General features: G+C 54.3%; 14 protein-coding genes and 2 tRNA genes. 2 read left to right on the forward strand and 14 right to left on the reverse strand.

Going from position 1 to position 16,563, the window contains the following annotated elements:
- Window positions 1-45: 45 nt before the first annotated feature.
- The 11 genes from smc to VCU37_RS08145 all read right to left on the reverse strand — a co-directional run bounded on the left by smc (window position 46) and on the right by VCU37_RS08145 (window position 12,085).
- On the reverse strand, window positions 46-3,594 hold the full coding sequence (gene smc / locus VCU37_RS08095; RefSeq protein ID WP_336250142.1) for a chromosome segregation protein SMC: 3,549 nt from the start codon (window positions 3,592-3,594) through the stop codon (window positions 46-48).
- 1 nt (window position 3,595) lies between these two features.
- A complete protein-coding gene (locus VCU37_RS08100) occupies window positions 3,596-4,426 on the reverse strand; it encodes an Fpg/Nei family DNA glycosylase (protein WP_336250143.1) in 831 nt (276 codons plus the stop codon).
- A gap of 18 nt (window positions 4,427-4,444) precedes the next feature.
- Window positions 4,445-5,158: a ribonuclease III gene (gene rnc, locus VCU37_RS08105; protein WP_336250144.1), complete on the reverse strand. Its 714-nt coding sequence runs from the start codon at window positions 5,156-5,158 to the stop codon at window positions 4,445-4,447.
- 37 nt (window positions 5,159-5,195) lie between these two features.
- Complete coding sequence (gene rpmF / locus VCU37_RS08110; protein WP_336250145.1) at window positions 5,196-5,363, reverse strand: 50S ribosomal protein L32; 168 nt, start codon at window positions 5,361-5,363, stop codon at window positions 5,196-5,198.
- A gap of 37 nt (window positions 5,364-5,400) precedes the next feature.
- Window positions 5,401-5,931 (reverse strand): YceD family protein, encoded by a 531-nt coding sequence (locus tag VCU37_RS08115; protein ID WP_336250146.1) that lies wholly within the window; start codon window positions 5,929-5,931, stop codon window positions 5,401-5,403.
- Between the two features lie 82 nt (window positions 5,932-6,013).
- A complete protein-coding gene (locus tag VCU37_RS08120; protein WP_336250147.1) occupies window positions 6,014-6,748 on the reverse strand; it encodes an ATP synthase F0 subunit B in 735 nt (244 codons plus the stop codon).
- Between the two features lie 9 nt (window positions 6,749-6,757).
- Window positions 6,758-7,246, reverse strand: coding sequence for a pantetheine-phosphate adenylyltransferase (gene coaD, locus VCU37_RS08125; protein ID WP_336250148.1), 489 nt, complete (start codon window positions 7,244-7,246; stop codon window positions 6,758-6,760).
- A gap of 7 nt (window positions 7,247-7,253) precedes the next feature.
- Window positions 7,254-7,817: an RsmD family RNA methyltransferase gene (locus VCU37_RS08130; RefSeq protein ID WP_336250149.1), complete on the reverse strand. Its 564-nt coding sequence runs from the start codon at window positions 7,815-7,817 to the stop codon at window positions 7,254-7,256.
- Window positions 7,818-7,845: 28 nt separating this feature from the next.
- Window positions 7,846-10,047, reverse strand: a complete 2,202-nt coding sequence (locus VCU37_RS08135) for an ATP-dependent DNA helicase RecG (RefSeq protein ID WP_336250150.1) — start codon at window positions 10,045-10,047, stop codon at window positions 7,846-7,848.
- A complete protein-coding gene (gene thiL, locus VCU37_RS08140) occupies window positions 10,044-11,045 on the reverse strand; it encodes a thiamine-phosphate kinase (RefSeq protein ID WP_336250151.1) in 1,002 nt (333 codons plus the stop codon). The genes VCU37_RS08135 and thiL overlap by 4 nt, the downstream gene beginning before the upstream one ends.
- A complete protein-coding gene (locus tag VCU37_RS08145; RefSeq protein WP_336250152.1) occupies window positions 11,042-12,085 on the reverse strand; it encodes a D-alanine--D-alanine ligase family protein in 1,044 nt (347 codons plus the stop codon). The genes thiL and VCU37_RS08145 overlap by 4 nt, the downstream gene beginning before the upstream one ends.
- Before the next feature lie 163 nt (window positions 12,086-12,248).
- On the opposite strand from VCU37_RS08145, the gene VCU37_RS08150 reads away from it, so the two are divergent.
- Window positions 12,249-12,320 (forward strand) — tRNA-Gln (locus VCU37_RS08150).
- A 27-nt stretch (window positions 12,321-12,347) separates the two neighbouring features.
- Window positions 12,348-12,423, forward strand: a tRNA-Glu gene (locus tag VCU37_RS08155).
- Between the two features lie 56 nt (window positions 12,424-12,479).
- On the opposite strand, the gene VCU37_RS08160 is transcribed toward VCU37_RS08155, so the two are convergent.
- The 3 genes from VCU37_RS08160 to VCU37_RS08170 all read right to left on the reverse strand — a co-directional run bounded on the left by VCU37_RS08160 (window position 12,480) and on the right by VCU37_RS08170 (window position 16,534).
- Complete coding sequence (locus tag VCU37_RS08160; protein WP_336250153.1) at window positions 12,480-14,264, reverse strand: potassium/proton antiporter; 1,785 nt, start codon at window positions 14,262-14,264, stop codon at window positions 12,480-12,482.
- 3 nt (window positions 14,265-14,267) lie between these two features.
- A complete protein-coding gene (locus VCU37_RS08165) occupies window positions 14,268-15,818 on the reverse strand; it encodes a glutamate--tRNA ligase (protein ID WP_336250154.1) in 1,551 nt (516 codons plus the stop codon).
- 89 nt (window positions 15,819-15,907) lie between these two features.
- The gene (locus VCU37_RS08170; RefSeq protein ID WP_336250155.1) at window positions 15,908-16,534 is read right to left on the reverse strand and encodes a fumarylacetoacetate hydrolase family protein; all 627 of its coding nucleotides are present in this window, start codon (window positions 16,532-16,534) and stop codon (window positions 15,908-15,910) included.
- Between the last annotated feature and the right edge of the window lie 29 nt (window positions 16,535-16,563).

Raw genomic sequence — 16,563 nt, forward strand, 5'->3', positions numbered from 1 at the left:
ACCGTGGCAATACGTACCGACCAAGTTGAAGGTTCGGTGAATTGGCTAGTGGTCGTCTCCAGCCAGGTCAGAAATATCGCGTAGCTGCTGGGTAAGTACGACACTCACCCCGTCGCTATTCATACTGACCCCATGGAGGATATCGGCCGCTTCCATCGTGCGGCGCTGGTGGGTGACCACAATCCATTGTCCTTGATGACGGAATTGGCTGAGGAGGCGCACAAACCGTTCTAAGTTTGCGTCATCCAACGCGGCTTCAACTTCGTCGAGCACGTAGAACGGACTAGGTCGTGCCGCAAAAATAGCGAACAACATGGCGATAGCGGTTAAGGTGCGTTCGCCACCAGATAAGAGGCTCAGATGGCGCACCTTCTTACCTGGAGGGCTAGCTTCAATCTCAATGCCCGTGGTGAGGGGATCAGTGGCATCCGTTAAGCGTAACCGACCTTTGCCACCGGGGAATAGCAGCTCAAAAAAACTCGCAAAGTTAGCAGCCACATCATCAAATGCGGCCTCAAATACCTGCCCGATATGGCGTTCAACGGCCTCGACAAGACGAACCAGATCCTTGCGCGCATCTTTTAAGTCACTGATTTGTTCAGCCAAAAAGGTTCGCCGTTGTTCCAATTCGGCATATTCACGTGCCGCCAGGGGGTTGACGGGGCCAAGTCGCCCAATTTTCACTTCAATATCAGCTAACCGTTGGGTAAGGATATCGGTGTCTTCGTCTGGTACCCCTTGGGTTGGAACAGTGACAGATATGTCGATCGCATCAGCATCAACTCGTTCACTCCGGTCAACGGGGGTTGCTGCCCCACGCTGGGCTATCAACTCGGCCGGCTCGTCGATACCCAAATCATCAAGGTGTCGCCTGGCAAGATCAACATCGCTCTGTGCCCGTTGGGCATCTAATGCAGCTTCATGTACCTGTGCAGTGATGTCATCGACATGGCTGTGTGCTTGGCCCACTGCGTTGCGGGCTGATCGGGCCTGGGCTGCAAGGTCATCACGAGTCGTTTTAGCCTGTTCACCTTCGGTACGCGCCCGTTGGGCAGAAGCTTCTGTTTGCACCCAAATAGCCCGTGCCTGCTCAACAAGCTTGTCAATTTGCTCAAGTGCTGCCAAGCGAGCGGCTCGGCGCTTTCGCATCGCAATGACATCAGCTTCGATACGATCAGCCTCCTGGCGAAGGGCTTTTGCTTCGTTGGTAAGGCGACGGATATCGCCTTCAATATGTTGGACTGCTAAACGGGCTTCAACGACTTGTTCTTGGTGCTGTTCGTGGGTTACCCGTGCCTGAGCAAATGCGTCAAGATCATCAGGACTGTCCATAGGTACGGCTTCTGGTTCGTTCGCAGAAACGTTTTCAAGCTCGTGCGCTAACGCCTCGTATTGTTGTTGCGCAAGCTGCACCTGCTGAGCAGCTTGGGACATCGCTCGGTCGGCTCGCACTACAGCCTGCTCATGCTGCTCAATAGCAGTTCGTGCCGCTTTGGCCTCAGTTTGTAGCCGTGTTGCGGTAGTCGTTAGCTCTTGAAGCACCTCATTGGTCTGTTCTTGCACCGTAAGGGATTCTGCTAATCGAACGGCTAGCTCATCCACTTCTGTTGCAAGGTCTCGTGCCTGTATCCGAGCCTGTTCGGCCGCTTCCTTGGCCGCCAAGATGCTCTGGGCGCCTCCCCCATGTATTCGGCCGATGCCCCAGGCACCAGCCATCAAGCCTGACCGATCAACGAACACGGCATCAGGGTCTTGGGCGGCACTCGCAAAGACATCATCAACCAACCACACGGGAGCTATTAAGCGCGCAATTGCGGCATAGATAGCCGGTTCGCAGTCAACAAGCCCAGCCAACCATTCAGCCCCCGGAACGGGTGGTAATGGCCGGTCAACCGGACTTTGGCGACGACTCACCAACCAGGCATCTCGGTTATGCGTATCGAGCCACGCCTGTGCCCTTTGGGGATCTTCAACCAATAATGCGTGTGCTCTAGTCCCAAGTGCGGCACTTAAGGCAGTGGCATATGCCTCATCAATAGAGATAGCTTGTAACAGCGGTCCGACTAAACCGCCAATCCCCTGCTCTACCAATTCTTCGGCACCATCAGGCACCTGGTTCACAAGGGCCTCTTTGGCTTCAGCCACAGCCACTGCCCTCGCCGCGGCCTGACTCCGCTCTCGCTCCTCTAGCCGTACGATGCGAACCTGCTCGTCTGCTTTCGCCTTCGCTGCCTTCGCCGCAGCCAAGTCTGCCGCAACGGCACGTAACGTTCCCTCACTCGGACCACGGTTCGTTACGGTGAGATCATCAAGTTCTTCACGAGCGGTTTGGGCATCACGATAGCGCTGCTTGGCTTCGTTGATGCGCTGTTCGGTTTGTTCTATCCGGGTACGGATATTTCCGATCTGGGCCTCCCACCGAATACCTGCTTCACGAGCTTGTGTACGGGCGCGCTGCCGCTCAGCTTGTTCGTGTTGCATCGTACGCACAATCTGAGCCAAACGGTCACGCTCAGCTTCTACCTCAGCGAGGGCTGCTCTTGCCGATAACTCGTCCTCACGGAGTTGTGCAATCGTTGCGTCTGCGCGACTGGCTTCGTGGCGCAGTGCATCGGGGTCGCGACCGATCACGTCACCGTCACGACCTTGGGCCAGCCCAGACCGGCGTTCATCAATACGGCCGGCTACCCCTTTTGCTCGCTCAGTAAGGGTGCGGAGTTCATTCGCAATCGCAGATATTTCCCCATAGTGCGCATTGGCCTGCTCCAAACGCCCCTCGGCTTCATTCTGGGCTGTCTGAGCATCCCGTAAGCGCTGCTTGGCCGCAGTCATCACCTGGTCATGGTCACGGACCAACGCGGTGGCCTGCATCCACGCCGTGTTGGCTTGCTGCCATGCTCGGAGTGCCAACTCAACCTTAATATCGGTGGCTTGAGCATCTAACCGGCGTTTTTGTTGTGCTACCCCAGCCTGACGTTTTAACGGCTTGGCGAGACGTTTAAGCTCAATTTCTGTATCGTCAAGCCGTGTCAAATGCTCATCAAGTTGCAGGATCTTGCGCTGTGCACGGTCCTTACGCCGCCGGTGCTTTAAAATCCCGGCCGCTTCTTCAATGAAGACGCGCCGACCGGAGGCATCGGTGGTCAAAATGGCATCAATTTTCCCCTGACCAACAATCGTGTGACTTTCACGTCCAAGCCCGGTGTCACTCAGGAGGTCGGCAACATCAATTTGACGACAATCAGCGCCGTTTATGGCACTACCACCTTCACCGTTGGCAAAGAGTGATCGGCCTACCGTGACTTCAGCAAACTCGATGGGTAACAACCCATCTGCATTGTCTATCGTGATGTCGACACTCGCACGCCCCATCCCACGACGTGACCCCGAACCGGCAAAAATCACGTCGCTCATCTGCGCCCCACGTAGTTGACGAGGGCTGCGCGTGCCCATCACCCATGTCAAGGCGTCGACGATATTGCTTTTCCCTGATCCATTCGGCCCCACAATGGCTGTGATCCCAGGGGTGAAGGTGAGGGTCGTATCGTCTGCAAAACTCTTGAACCCACGGAGCCTGACCGACGTCAGGTGCATCTTAACTCTGCGCGCTTGACGCGAAGGCAGTCAGCCCACCCTCAAGCTCAAAGCGTTCGATGGTCGCGCGACTTCGGGTATCGGGTTGACCAGCCCGACCGTAAACCTCAATGAGTTCTAACTCATCAAAGGGTAGAAAGGCATCGGGGTCTCCCTCGACAAGAACATCAATACCGCCCGCTTTAATGGCATCATTAACGAGTTCAAGCACACTGCGATGTAACCGACGGACTTCTTGATTGCTGAGGGTATCGGACATCCGCAACGGATGTAAACCTGCCCGAAATAGCACCTCATTCGCGTAGATCTCACCAATCCCAACAATAAAGCTGGTATCAACCAAGACCTCAAGAAGTGGACGTTTACGGGCTTCAAGATCGGCGCTAAAAACGGGCCATGGTATTGGCTCATCAAGTGGGTCAAGCCCAAGATTCTGAAACTCGGGGATAGCATCGAGCCGCTCAGTATCGATGAGAAGGAACTGCCCATCACTATTTAAGTCACTGTAGTGAACCGAACCACCAGTTGAAAAACTCATCGTAAGACGAACCGTCTCCGTCGCTTTCGCATTCGCAGTATGGCGCACCATGCGGGCACGATCACCCGGCAGAATAACAAGGACCCGGTCACCGTCGAGTTCAATGAGAATCGCCGTGCCACGCCGTGTCACTTCACCGATCTTCGCGCCTTGGATACCGGCCACAAACGCTTTCATCGTAGAGGGTTCACGCACAAACTTTGCACCGGCGACCCACACATCTTTGATCCGTTTACCGGCTAATTCCTTCTCCATCTCACGGAAAATCAACTCTGCTTCAGGTAATTGGGTCACGACTCATTCCTATCTTCGTTAAGCACTGCGAAGCCGGGTATTCAAGGTGATGTAGGCCTGTGCAGCCGCGAGCTGCTCAGCTTGTTTTTTACTTGGACCAGTTCCCCACCCCAGTTCCTCACCTGCAACAACAACGGTGGCCGTGAACTCCTTTTCATGGTCCGGACCGCGTTCACTGATGAGATAGGTGGGCTGCTCTGGCTGGGTTGAAGCGACGAGTTCTTGCAGACTGGTCTTGTAGTCCAAACTTGCATTGCGCGTCGCAATGTCACGGAGCAACGGTTCAAAGAGATTCAAGATGACCGGGCGAACAACCTCTAACCCCTGGTCGAGGTAGAGGGCACCGATAACCGCTTCCATCGTGTCAGCCAAGATAGAGGGCTTGGCTGCACCCCCTGTTTTTTGCTCCCCAACCCCAAGGCGAACCGCTTGGCCGAGATCAATAAGCGCAGCCACTTTCGCTAAACTCTTGGTAGACACCGTGGCGGCGCGAATCTTAGCCAGACGGCCTTCTCGCGCATCAGGGAGACGGTTATACAGTTCACTCGTGATCGTTACTCCGAGGATTGAATCACCAAGAAACTCCAACCGTTCGTTGTCGTGATCGAGACCAAGTTCAAACGCATACGAACGGTGTGTCAGGGCAAGCCGGAGCAGTGAAAGGTCAGAAAACCGCACGCCAAGGCTGGCCTCTAAGGCAGCTTCTTGCGGTGTACGGGTTGAATTACTCATGGCCTCAACAACCCTGAGGGTTGTACGCTACGCAAACCTACTTAGCGGCAGCATAACGACCGGTGTCAGGGTCAACGGTGTGCGCAATACGCCACGTGCCGGTGGCCTTATCAAACACAATGTTTGGGAGGTTAGATTTCTTCATCCACTGGGCACGACGGTTACGGGTGCGGGCGCGGGCCATTTTACGCTTCGGGGTTGCCATGGGTCTCCTCTAAGAATGATGGATTGATTCGGGAATACTATGCCTCATCGGCATCAGGAAAGGTGAGGCCTGCAAGCGCTTGCCAACGCAAGTCAGTACTCACATCTTCACAGGAACAGTCCTGTTCATTACGGTTACTACCACAGGTTGGGCACAGGCCTCGACAATCTGGCATGCACACGTACCTGTCGCTGGTATGGGCGGCGATGACATCACGCCACATAGGGTCAAGGTCGATAGATTGATCAGGGTCTATGACGAACCCCTCATCAGCTTGATCGTCTTCCCCAAATAACTCTGTAATATCAGCTGCAATGTGTCCAGTACCTGGTTGTAGACACGATGCGCATTGCACCTGGTACTCCAGTTCGGCGCTGCCACGAACAAGTACCCCTTCTAACAAACCCTCAGCAACGAGATCGGCTGAGAGCGTATCGGGCAGGGTAATCAAGGGGATATCCAAGCCTTCAGGAACCCCAAATACACCCTGAAGCGGTAAAACCGTTCCGGGCGTTTCAAGCAGGGCACTCACGTCGATGCGTGACGACAAGACTTCAGACGAGGACATACAAATGGCCAGCAGGCAGGGTCGGGCCAGGCGACAGCGGATTATCAACCTTACCAGCCGCCACCATTCGTGCTATACGGTTTTAGGCGTCCTCACCTTCGCTTGAACCCCACGGGTCAACCACATCACGACGAACATCTGTGCGCCGACTAGAAGGGCGACTGGGTGTGCGACGTGGCTGGCGGGTTGGGGCCATGCCGTCTACAGCCGAACCAGATGGGGCATCGTCATGAACGTCCCCTCGGGCCGTGTCCTCATCTTGTTCGGGGTCATCTAATTCATCATAGGGATGGTCACTCGAACCGACGAGGTCAAACCCACCAGTCAGGTCTGCGTTCATCTCATCAATGGAAACAGGCAAAAACTCTGATTCCAGATGCTTATTGAGCCGCCGTTGTCCCCGAGCCACATATTCACGCAAGGAAACAAGGGTCTCATCAAGTTGATTAAGACTCGCTTCTACCCAGTCTTCAGTTTCAAGGCGGATATGACGCCCTTCGTCATGGGCACTCTCAACAATTTGTTGAGCCTCACGGTTTGCCTGTCGGATCACCTCATGTTGGCTGACGATATGTTCACGTTCAGCACGGGCATCTTCGATGATCTGGTCGGCTTCACGGCGAGCTTTCGCAAGCATCTCCTCGCGCTCTTTGATCACCCAACGGGCATTGCGTAACTCATCGGGAAGGCCATCTTGGACCGTCGCCAGGAGTGACAGCACTTCAGCTTTATCAATTTGAACATTTTGACTGAGCATCACTGGGCGCGCGTGTTTTACGATGCGCACCAGCTCTTCAATTGCCGTTTCAATATCCATATACACTCCTTATTCTTGCGTACCGCCTAGACGCTGCGCAAGCGCATCGGCAACAACAGCCGGAACCATGGTGGAAATATCTGCATTCAACGCAGCCAGGTCACGCACCAAACTCGACGAAATGTGAGTATGGCGCGGGTCAGCAGGCAGAAAGAGTGTTTCCATCGGTCCAATCGTGCTATTTACCCTAGCAATTCGCATTTCATACGCTAAATCGTGATCCCCACGGAGACCGCGGATCATCACATCAATGTTGTTGTCTATAGCCCACTTAACCACTAATCCGGTGAATGTGGATGTACTGACATTGCCCAAATCACCAGTGACCGATCGGACTAAGTCCAGGCGTTCTTCTGGCGTAAACAGCCCCGACTTATCTGAATTACTGGCACACGCCACCACAACGTGATCAAAGAGACGACTCGCGCGCCGGATCACATCAAGGTGGCCGTAGGTGACAGGATCAAAGGACCCCGCAAACACTGCTCTCAACTTCATTGCATCCTTACCCAGTGTGGTTCACAGATGATAGGCGTTCACCATAGCGGATAAGGGCCTCGCCATAGATGCGCTCACGCAATAATGTCCATCCAGTTGGCATCTCACCGGCCCGCCGTTTATCTCGTTCAAGGATAAGAACGGCATGTTCTGACACCGCACCAATTGCAATGAGACCATTTAACGCCTGTTCAATGGTAGTCACTGGATAGTCATAGGGTGGGTCAACAAACAAATGCGTAAATAGCCCCATCGGGTTGTGCACAGGCGCTTTTTCACATGGTTTAGCAATCAGTTGGAACCGATCACCGACTTGAGCGGTACGCACGTTTGCTGCAATGATCGTTGCCGCTTGGCTATGTGATTCCCAGCAGGTCGCACCGCTCGCCCCACGGCTCAATGCTTCAATAGCCAGTCCACCACTCCCCCCATAGAGGTCAGCCACAACCGCCCCATCCATAGGGCCAATGGATGAAAAGATGGCTTCTTTAACTCGGTCAGCGGTTGGGCGAGCAGCAGCTGGCACTTTGAGTGGCCGACCACCGGCAACCCCAGCGATAATGCGCGGCATGTAATGTCCTTTATCCGTAGGTCACGATTTATCCAGCATCAGCGAATATGACATGGTCATCAGGATGCCGGTAGTTGACCTGTTCAACAATGCGCGGGTAACCAACCAAGTCAGGGTCATCAGCCAACAATGCCGCTACGTCAGCACGGGTTTGCGCCACCACTTCCAAGTCGGTGAGTAAGTTAGCAAAGGCCAATTCACCAGCACCGGTTTGATTGGTTCCAAACACCGCACCTTCTCGGCGCAGTTGTAGGTCAATCTCGGCTAATTCAAAGCCATCTGCAGTAGCAACCATCGCTTGTAGTCGCGGGTTGTCTTCAGGGTCTTTACTCGAAAAGAGGACGCAATAATTATCTGGATACCCGCGGAATAACCGTCCACGAAGTTGATGGAGCTGGCTGATACCAAACCGATCGGCATCTTCAATAATCATCACGCTTGACTCATCAACGCTCACCCCAACTTCTATCACGGTTGTCGCCACAAGTATCGGTACGGTTCCAGCACGAAAATCCTCCATAACGGCTTCTCGTTCCACACTGCGCATCCGCCCATGCAACATCCCAACCGGTGTTGGACTAAAGCGCTCTTGCAGGGTGCGATGAACGTCACGCACCGAAGCAACCTCATCCCACCCATGCCCTCCTGGGACAGTATCGACAAAGAGTGTTGGTCCGGAATCCTCTTGGACATCGTTGGATTCTATAGCATTATCTTGGGATTCGCGTGGTTCGATGAGTGGGCATACCACATAGGCCTTACGCCCTTGGCTCACTTCTTGGGCGATGAAGTCATAAAGCCCTTCACGCCGTGGACTTGTTTTTTCGAGGGCAATCGTTTTGACCGTGATCCGACCTCCACCTGGACGGGTCTTAATGGTTGACACATCCAAATCACCATAAAGGGTGAGGGCGATAGATCGGGGAATCGGCGTTGCGGTCATCACCAGGAGGTCTGGGCTATCACCAGTTACCCGCTTATCTGTTAATGAACGGCGATGTTCAACACCAAAGCGATGCTGTTCGTCAATTACGACGAGCCCAAGATCAGCAAATTGCACACTGGGTTCCAGCACCGCGTGCGTGGCAACCACCAAGTCAGTGAGACCACTCGCGAGTCCATCACACACACGACGGCGCTCGCTCTTGGTGTCGTTGGCACTGAGGACATCAATCGTTAAAAACCGTCCATAGCGCTCAATGACCATATCTTGTAACAGGTCACGAAGCGTACTGGCATGCTGTTCAGCGAGAACCTGTGTCGGAACCATAAGTACCGCTTGACGCCCTGCATCAATAGCCCGCAGCATCGCATGTGCGGCCACAATGGTTTTACCGGTACCAACATCGCCTTGAATGAGCCGGTGCATCGGATGGGGACTACCCATATCTCGGTCAATCTCGCCCATGACCGTAATCTGATCGGATGTAAGCGCAAATGGCAACCGGCTATGAAAATGATCACATACCCCATTGGTAACAACCGCATTCATGATGCCATGTTCAGCACCTTTGATGATGTTACGGTTTCGCTGGAGTGCTACTTGCAGCGCAAAGAGTTCTTCATACACCAGGCGCGCCTGAGCTTGAGTCAGTGCCTCGCTGGACGGTGGTTCATGCATCGTCCGTATCGCTTCATCGGCACCCATAAGGTGATGGGTCGCAACGTATTGTTCAGGTAACCATTCGTCCAGCTCCCCAACTAACCGGAGTGCGGTCTGGACATCCTTACTGATCGTGGCACTTGCTAAGCCCTGAGTGGCTGGATAGACAACACCGATGGAGCTGCCGTTGAGCTGGTCATCTCGTGACGACGCCGACGCCAGTTTGAGCTGTTGGAGGTAGGGCCGTCCACCAAAATGGGTGACCTTGCCATTTACCTCGACCACCGACCCGACGGGAAATTGTCGTTCTAACCAGTGTGGCCATCGCTGGAAAAACGTTGACACCCACCGGGTACCCAGGTCATCGGTCAAGGTAACCGTCCCGACCTTTTTGCCCCGTCTTGGTGTCCGCGTCCATGCATCGATCGTTGCAACGAAGTGCACAACCTCACCATCGCGTGCCTGATGGGCGGCCTCACCATGGTGCTCAAGATGGAACGCCTCTTGGCGAGGCCAGTGTGTAATGAGATCCCAAACTCGATGAATACCTAGCCGTGCATACAGCCGAACGGCACGCGTCCCGACGCCAGGAAGGACGGAGATGGGATCATCGAGCTGGAGGCTCACCCGTGGTCCCACCCGGCATCGGACACCACCTGAGTGTGGTCGGGATCGTTGGGCCACCCATATAAGGTGACAGGCTCCCCTTCTCCCCCACCGGCACAAATACCAATCTGACTTGCAGGAATATCTGGAAATGCATGGCCAAGGGTTGATAAGACAAGGTCAACGCGGTCCGCATCACACGTGGCAATGAGGGCATAATCATCCCCACCGCCCATGGCAAGCGTGGCAAGACGGTCCATATCACCGTCAACGGCTTCTCCCACACTTGGATCCACATGGTCAGCAATCGCCTCCCATAACAGGCCAATAGTGACCCCAGATAGGTCGGCAATATGTGCTGCATCTGCCCCAAGCCCATCGGACACATCAATCATGGCGTGAATACCAAGATTGGCGAGGAGTTGTCCGGGGCCAACGAGTGGCCGAGGGCGCGTGTGCGCCTGGTGACACGCTGGTGGAATGGGCCGCTTGGCATGGTATGCATCGAGACACGCCGCCGCGCTGCCCACCTGCCCAACCAGGAGTACCGCATCTCCCTGACGGGCACCGGCTCGTGTTACAACCGGCGCATCAGCTTGCCCTATAGCAGTCACCGCGAGGGCAAATGTTGGGCTGGTGACCGTATCACCACCTGCAAGCTCAACCCCATAGGTCAAGCAACATTCCGCCAACCCGTCGTATAGCTCGTCAAGGTCGGCTTCACTCCACGTTGATGCTCGTTGGAGTGCAATAAGGATGGCTTTCGGTGTGGCACCCATGGCCGCAATATCACTGATATTGACCGCCGCGGCTTTCCAGCCAACATCGGCGGGGCTGGAAAGATCGCGGAGAAAGTGGCTCCCCTCAATAAGGGCATCGGTGCATGCCACAACATCCGCACGTGGCCGTATGACCGCTGCATCATCACCCGTACCCACCGGAATAGACCCGTCAGGGGTACGGGTTCGAGCCATCACCTGCTCAAAACGAGCAATGCGGTCAAATTCAGCTCGACTCACGCAGGCCAGCTTTCATCGTCAGCAACTTCAAGTGCACATTTCACCAAACGGTCAACAAGGTCTGGCAGCTCAATACCACTGGCTTCGATCATCTTGGGATACAAACTCGTTGGAGTAAAGCCAGGCATGGTATTGACTTCGTTCAGTAATACCTGCCCATCGTCGAGCAAGAAATAATCGAACCGGGCAAGCCCTCGCATCCCAACTGCTGCCCATAATTTCTTGGTGAGTTGCTGGGTGGCATCAATGACCGACTGGTCGACATCAGCCGTGTAGCTCACCTCGGCGGGTTTCGTGTACTTTGATTCAAAGTCATACCATGCGTCGGCGTCTTTCTTGATTTCCCCAGGTACGCTCACAAACGGGTCGTCAAGCCCAAGTACCGCACATTCAATCTCGCGGAAACGACTGACCGCCGGTTCAACAATAATGGTTCGGTCTAATGAGCGAGCTAATGCCAGCCCTTCACGCAGTTGTGCTTCAGTTGTAACCCGTGAGATACCGATACTTGAACCCTGGCGGACTGGCTTAATGAAGAGTGGATAGTCAAAGGTCTTTGTGATTTCATCAATGACCGCTTGCTCATCGGCGGCAAGTTCCACCTCATGTACAACGATGAACGGGGTTTGTGGAATATCTATTGATGCACAGATTTCTTTCAATAGATATTTGTCCATGGCGACAGCCGAAGAGGCAACTGAACAACCTACGTAGGGAATATTCAAGGTAGCAAAAAGCCCCTGAATTGAGCCATCTTCTCCATATGGCCCATGGAGCACTGGGAATGCCAAATCAAACTCAGCAAGTTGATAGGGCTTGAATGGTTCCCCATCCTCAGTGGTGACCCGAGGATTTTCTTTGCTCGGCACATCCTCAAGACGCCGAAACTCCCCTTGACGGGTGATACCAACATAAGAAACGGTATAACCGGCTTGTTTTAACCCGTTGGCTACGTTGCGTGCAGACCAACAACTGACCGGGTGCTCCTCAGAACGACCACCAAAGATTACAACAACATTGTTCGCAGGTGAAGTGCGCATAGTTGTCCTTTCGCGAGGCGCTATGCCTCTATCGCTGGAAAGACCTAGCCTAAATTAACGAAAGCCAAGATTTATGACACTTGAACGGTTTTACAGGTTGCGAACTCCTGGGGTGAGAAGCTAATCTGTTCGTTCGCTATGCGGGCAACCGTGGAGCACCTCTTCGGGGGTGGTGTAACAGGCAACACGACTGATTCTGGTTCAGTTATTGAGGGTTCGATTCCTTCCCCCCGAGCTACTGCTCTACAGCAGTGAAATACGCGGTCCCGTCGTCTAGCGGCCTAGGACGCCGCCCTCTCAAGGCGGTAACGCGGGTTCAAATCCCGTCGGGACTACCAGGACACCAGCTAGGAGTCAGCCATCTAGCCTCTGCAAGGACTGGGCCTATGGGATGTCATGGAGGGGATAGGTCAGCCTCACGCTCATCTTGCGGTGTAATCCAGGCGCACACTTCCTTGTGTGTTGTCCCTGAGATGTCCGCACTGACCACAAGCACATCGTGAGCTTGAATCACGGTAGAACCACGGGGATTCAAGGTCTCCTCGTCGCGGCTAATGCTCACCAAACGCAAACAATTGGGTGGTGGGCTCTCCCAGAGCTCATGGCCAACTAACGGGCTATCCGATGGAACCACAACCTGGTACATTGAAAACTGATTGGGGTCGACTCCTTCAAGGGGAAGGGCATCAATCTCAATCGGTTCATGGGTATCAGCAGGAAGGTCAAGATGATCTAAGACCGGTTTGGCACTGAGAGACTGTACCAGCAAGCTGACCACAACGACGATCAACACAATGTTGAAGAGTTGATCTGACTGGGTGGTGCCTTGAAGAATCATAATGGTGGCTAACACAATCGGAACCGCCCCGCGAAGTCCTAGCCATGAAATGGCAATACCCTCCCCCGCTGGTATCCGAAATGGTGCCAAGCTAATGAGTGCTGCGAAGGGGCGAGCAACAAATAAGAGCACAGCAGCCAACATGATGCCCTGCCCAATGGCACCCACCAGCGTGGCTGGCGTCGTCATCATACCGATAAGGAGAAAGAGCGCTGTTTCTGCTCCGATGCCAAGCGCTCCCGTTAAACGGGTAGTTGCGACCTGACCGGTTCCTGGACGAGAACGGACAATGAATCCAGCTACATAGACCGCAAGAAAGCCCGACACACCGACGGCCACAGCAGCACCATACACGCTAAGGGCAACGGCCAACCCGAGTACCGCAGCTGTTGATGGACTGACCCGTGCCACGCGATTCACGGCAATCGCACCCAAAAACCCGAGCATGAGCCCGACGGATAGCCCACCCACGGCTTGAATGACGCCAAACACCACCCAGGAGTGAACCGACGGGTAAAAGTCGGCGGAGGCAACAAGGCCAGCGGTAATCAAGATGGCGACAGGATCATTGGTACCTGATTCGATTCTCAAGATGGAGGCTGCCCGTGACGGCAAGGGGATTTCATCTAGCAAGGTCAATACTGCGGCCGCATCTGTTGGGGAGAGTGCCGCCCCTAACAGCAGTGACAAGATGAGCGGCAATCCCAATCCATAGTGGGCAACCAGTCCAACTATGAGCGCGGTAATCACCACGCCGACTGTTGCCAGGGAAAGGCCAGGCCCCAGGCCCTGATCCAGGTGGCGACGGGTCGTGCCCAACCCACCGTCGAACAAGATGATGACAAGTGCAAGACTGGCGATAGCAGCGGCATTTTCTGTGTTGAGATAAGGCGTCAGCCCGAACATTTCGTTGCTTAAGACCATGCCCACAGCCATTAAAAATAAGCTCGTTGGTGTGGCCTGGCGATCTCCCCATACCGCAACCAAGATGCCTAAGACCAGCAGCGCCCCAGCAATACCGATACCCGTATCAAAGGGCAGCATAATTTCGAGGTGAGACTGACCTGTTGGGGCGATTTGAAGGAGTTGAAGCACGATCGCTAGCCCAATGGTGATCACACCGCCTACGGCTATGCCACCGCTGATTTCACGGAATCGCATTTCACCGAATCGTTTGCTGAGGTGGTGAGAAACAGCAGCTGCAATTCCGCCGACGGCTACAGCCGCAATTAGGGCTTGCTGAAAGGGTAAGGCCGCAAAATTACTTTGGAGGTCCAGGGATGCCCAGGCAAAAACTGCGGCAATACCTCCGGAAAGAACGAGCCCTGGACCAGTGCGCATAGGCTACTCACTCAACACTTTGCTACGCCCAGCAAGTAAGCGGTCAACGACCGTCGTTTGGTCAAGGACGCTGAGGGTTTCTGGCAGTGGTGGGCTTACGGCAGTACCGGTAACCGCCACACGGGCAGGTTGCATGATTTTGCCCATACCAAGGTCGAGGCTTGCCTTGGCTTCATCGAATACCGCATGAATGGCATCTGGTGTCCACTCAGTCAGTGCTTTGAGCCGTGGGGTAATGAAATCAAGGACCTGGCCAGCCACCGGTTTCATCCACTTTTTAATGGCAGCTTCATCCCAAACGACCTCATCACGGAACGCAAATGCCACCATCGGCACCGCATCGGCAAGGGTTTGTGAACGTTCTTGGAGAAGGGGCGCAAAAGCTGTGATGAGTGCTCGGTCAGTATCTTGCACGGGTTCAGTAATCACCTCCGCTTGGACAAAGGCATCAACAAGGTGATTGGCGAATACATCAACGGGCATCGCTTTGATGGCATCACCGTTGAAATTACGGAGCTTGACATCGTCGAAGAAACTGGGGTTCGGGCTCACCCGATCAAAGGAGAAGGCCTTAATCAGTTCGTCAACGGTGAAATGTTCCGTTGACCCGTCTGCACTCCACCCACAAATGGCTAAGAAGTTCAACATGACCTCAGGCAAAAATCCATTCTTGCGGTACTGGTCAATGGCAACATCGCCGTGGCGTTTGGACAGCTTCTTCCGGTCGGCACCAACCAATAGCGGCAAATGGGCATAGTCCGGGGCGGTACTCCAATTGCCTTCGCGGGGGGTATAGCCCACTTCAGCTAGGGCAGCGTCAAGAATCGGGGTGCCATCGGCGTCAGGACGCATGAGGAGGTCCTGCATGAGGAGCTGCCGAGGGGTTGCGCTTAATAAATCCTCACCACGGGCTATGAGGCTGATGCCTTGGCTGAGATCATCAACCACATTGGCAAGTAGATAGGTCGGACTCCCATCAGCACGGCAAATGACAAAGTCGCCAATGTCTTTCCAGTCAAAGGTCACCGTGCCGCGCACAAGATCGTCGAAGGAAACCGTGCCTTCGTCAGGTGTGCGGATACGTAATACAGGTTCACGCCCTTGGGCTCGATAGGCCGCTTTTTGGTCATCCGTTAAGTCACGATGTCCCGTTTTGTAAGCAGGGTTTTGTTTCGCGGCTTGAAGGGCTTCACGGGCAGCATCCAATTCCTCAGGCGTTTCAAACGCTTCATAGGCATACCCTGCCGCAACGAGTCGCCGAGCAACCGCGTCGTGAAGGGGACGGCGTTCACTTTGGAGATACGGCCCATACGGGGCGTCATCCACACCGATCCCTTCATCCCAGGTCAAACCCAGCCAGGTCAAGGCATCCATCATGCCGTGGGCAAGTTCAATCGTGGCCCGTTCTGCATCAGTATCTTCAATGCGTAAGACCATCACCCCGCCTTGTTGACGGGCCCAAAGCCAATTGAACAGAGCGGTACGGGCACCACCAACATGGAGCCAACCAGATGGTGCCGGACTAAAACGAACGCGAACAGGATGGGAACTCATGTCCGTAAGGATATGCGCGCCGCCAAGATGGAGACGCGCAAATATGTAATCATCAGATATGGAAAGGATTCTGGAGGATGGATGGCGAGCTATCGTCCAGTGATATGGGTGGTGACACGTAATTGGCCGCCCAACTCAGCAATAACCTCTTGACCAGCTTGTAACGGTCCTGCGGCACCGGGTGCGCCGGTAAGAATGACATCGCCTTCATGCAAGGTCATAAATGAACTGAGAAACTCAATTTGCTTGGCCACGGGAAATAGCAGCCGTTCTGTACTGCCATCGACGACAAGTTCCCCATCAATCCACATTTTTAATGCAATCGGCTGTGACACATCAAGGTCGGTGACCATCTGATCACCAATCGGTAAATACCCATCGGCCGTTTTCCCACGGAGCCATTGGGGGTCAACGCTCATGTGACCACGACCGGTAAAATCGTTTGCCACGGTGTACCCACCGACATAAGACAAGGCAGCTTCAGCAGTCGTATAACGAGGCACCGTTTTGCCGATGACAACAGCCAACTCTGGTTCGCCGTACAAGTCAAGGTCATCGCCAGCGAGTTCGACCGTTCCCTGATCTCCCACTACGGCATTGGCAAACTTAGGGAACACAACAGGTGGATCGGCCGCCTCACCGGTGCCATCGGGTGCGGCGTAGACGGCACCAAATCCAATAATGGTTCGAGAAATAGGACGTTTGACAATATTCATGCGTGCATCCTACGACGTTTACCGATTAC

This window comes from Stomatohabitans albus, from assembly GCF_036336025.1.
GTDB lineage: Bacteria > Actinomycetota > Nitriliruptoria > Euzebyales > Euzebyaceae > Stomatohabitans > Stomatohabitans albus.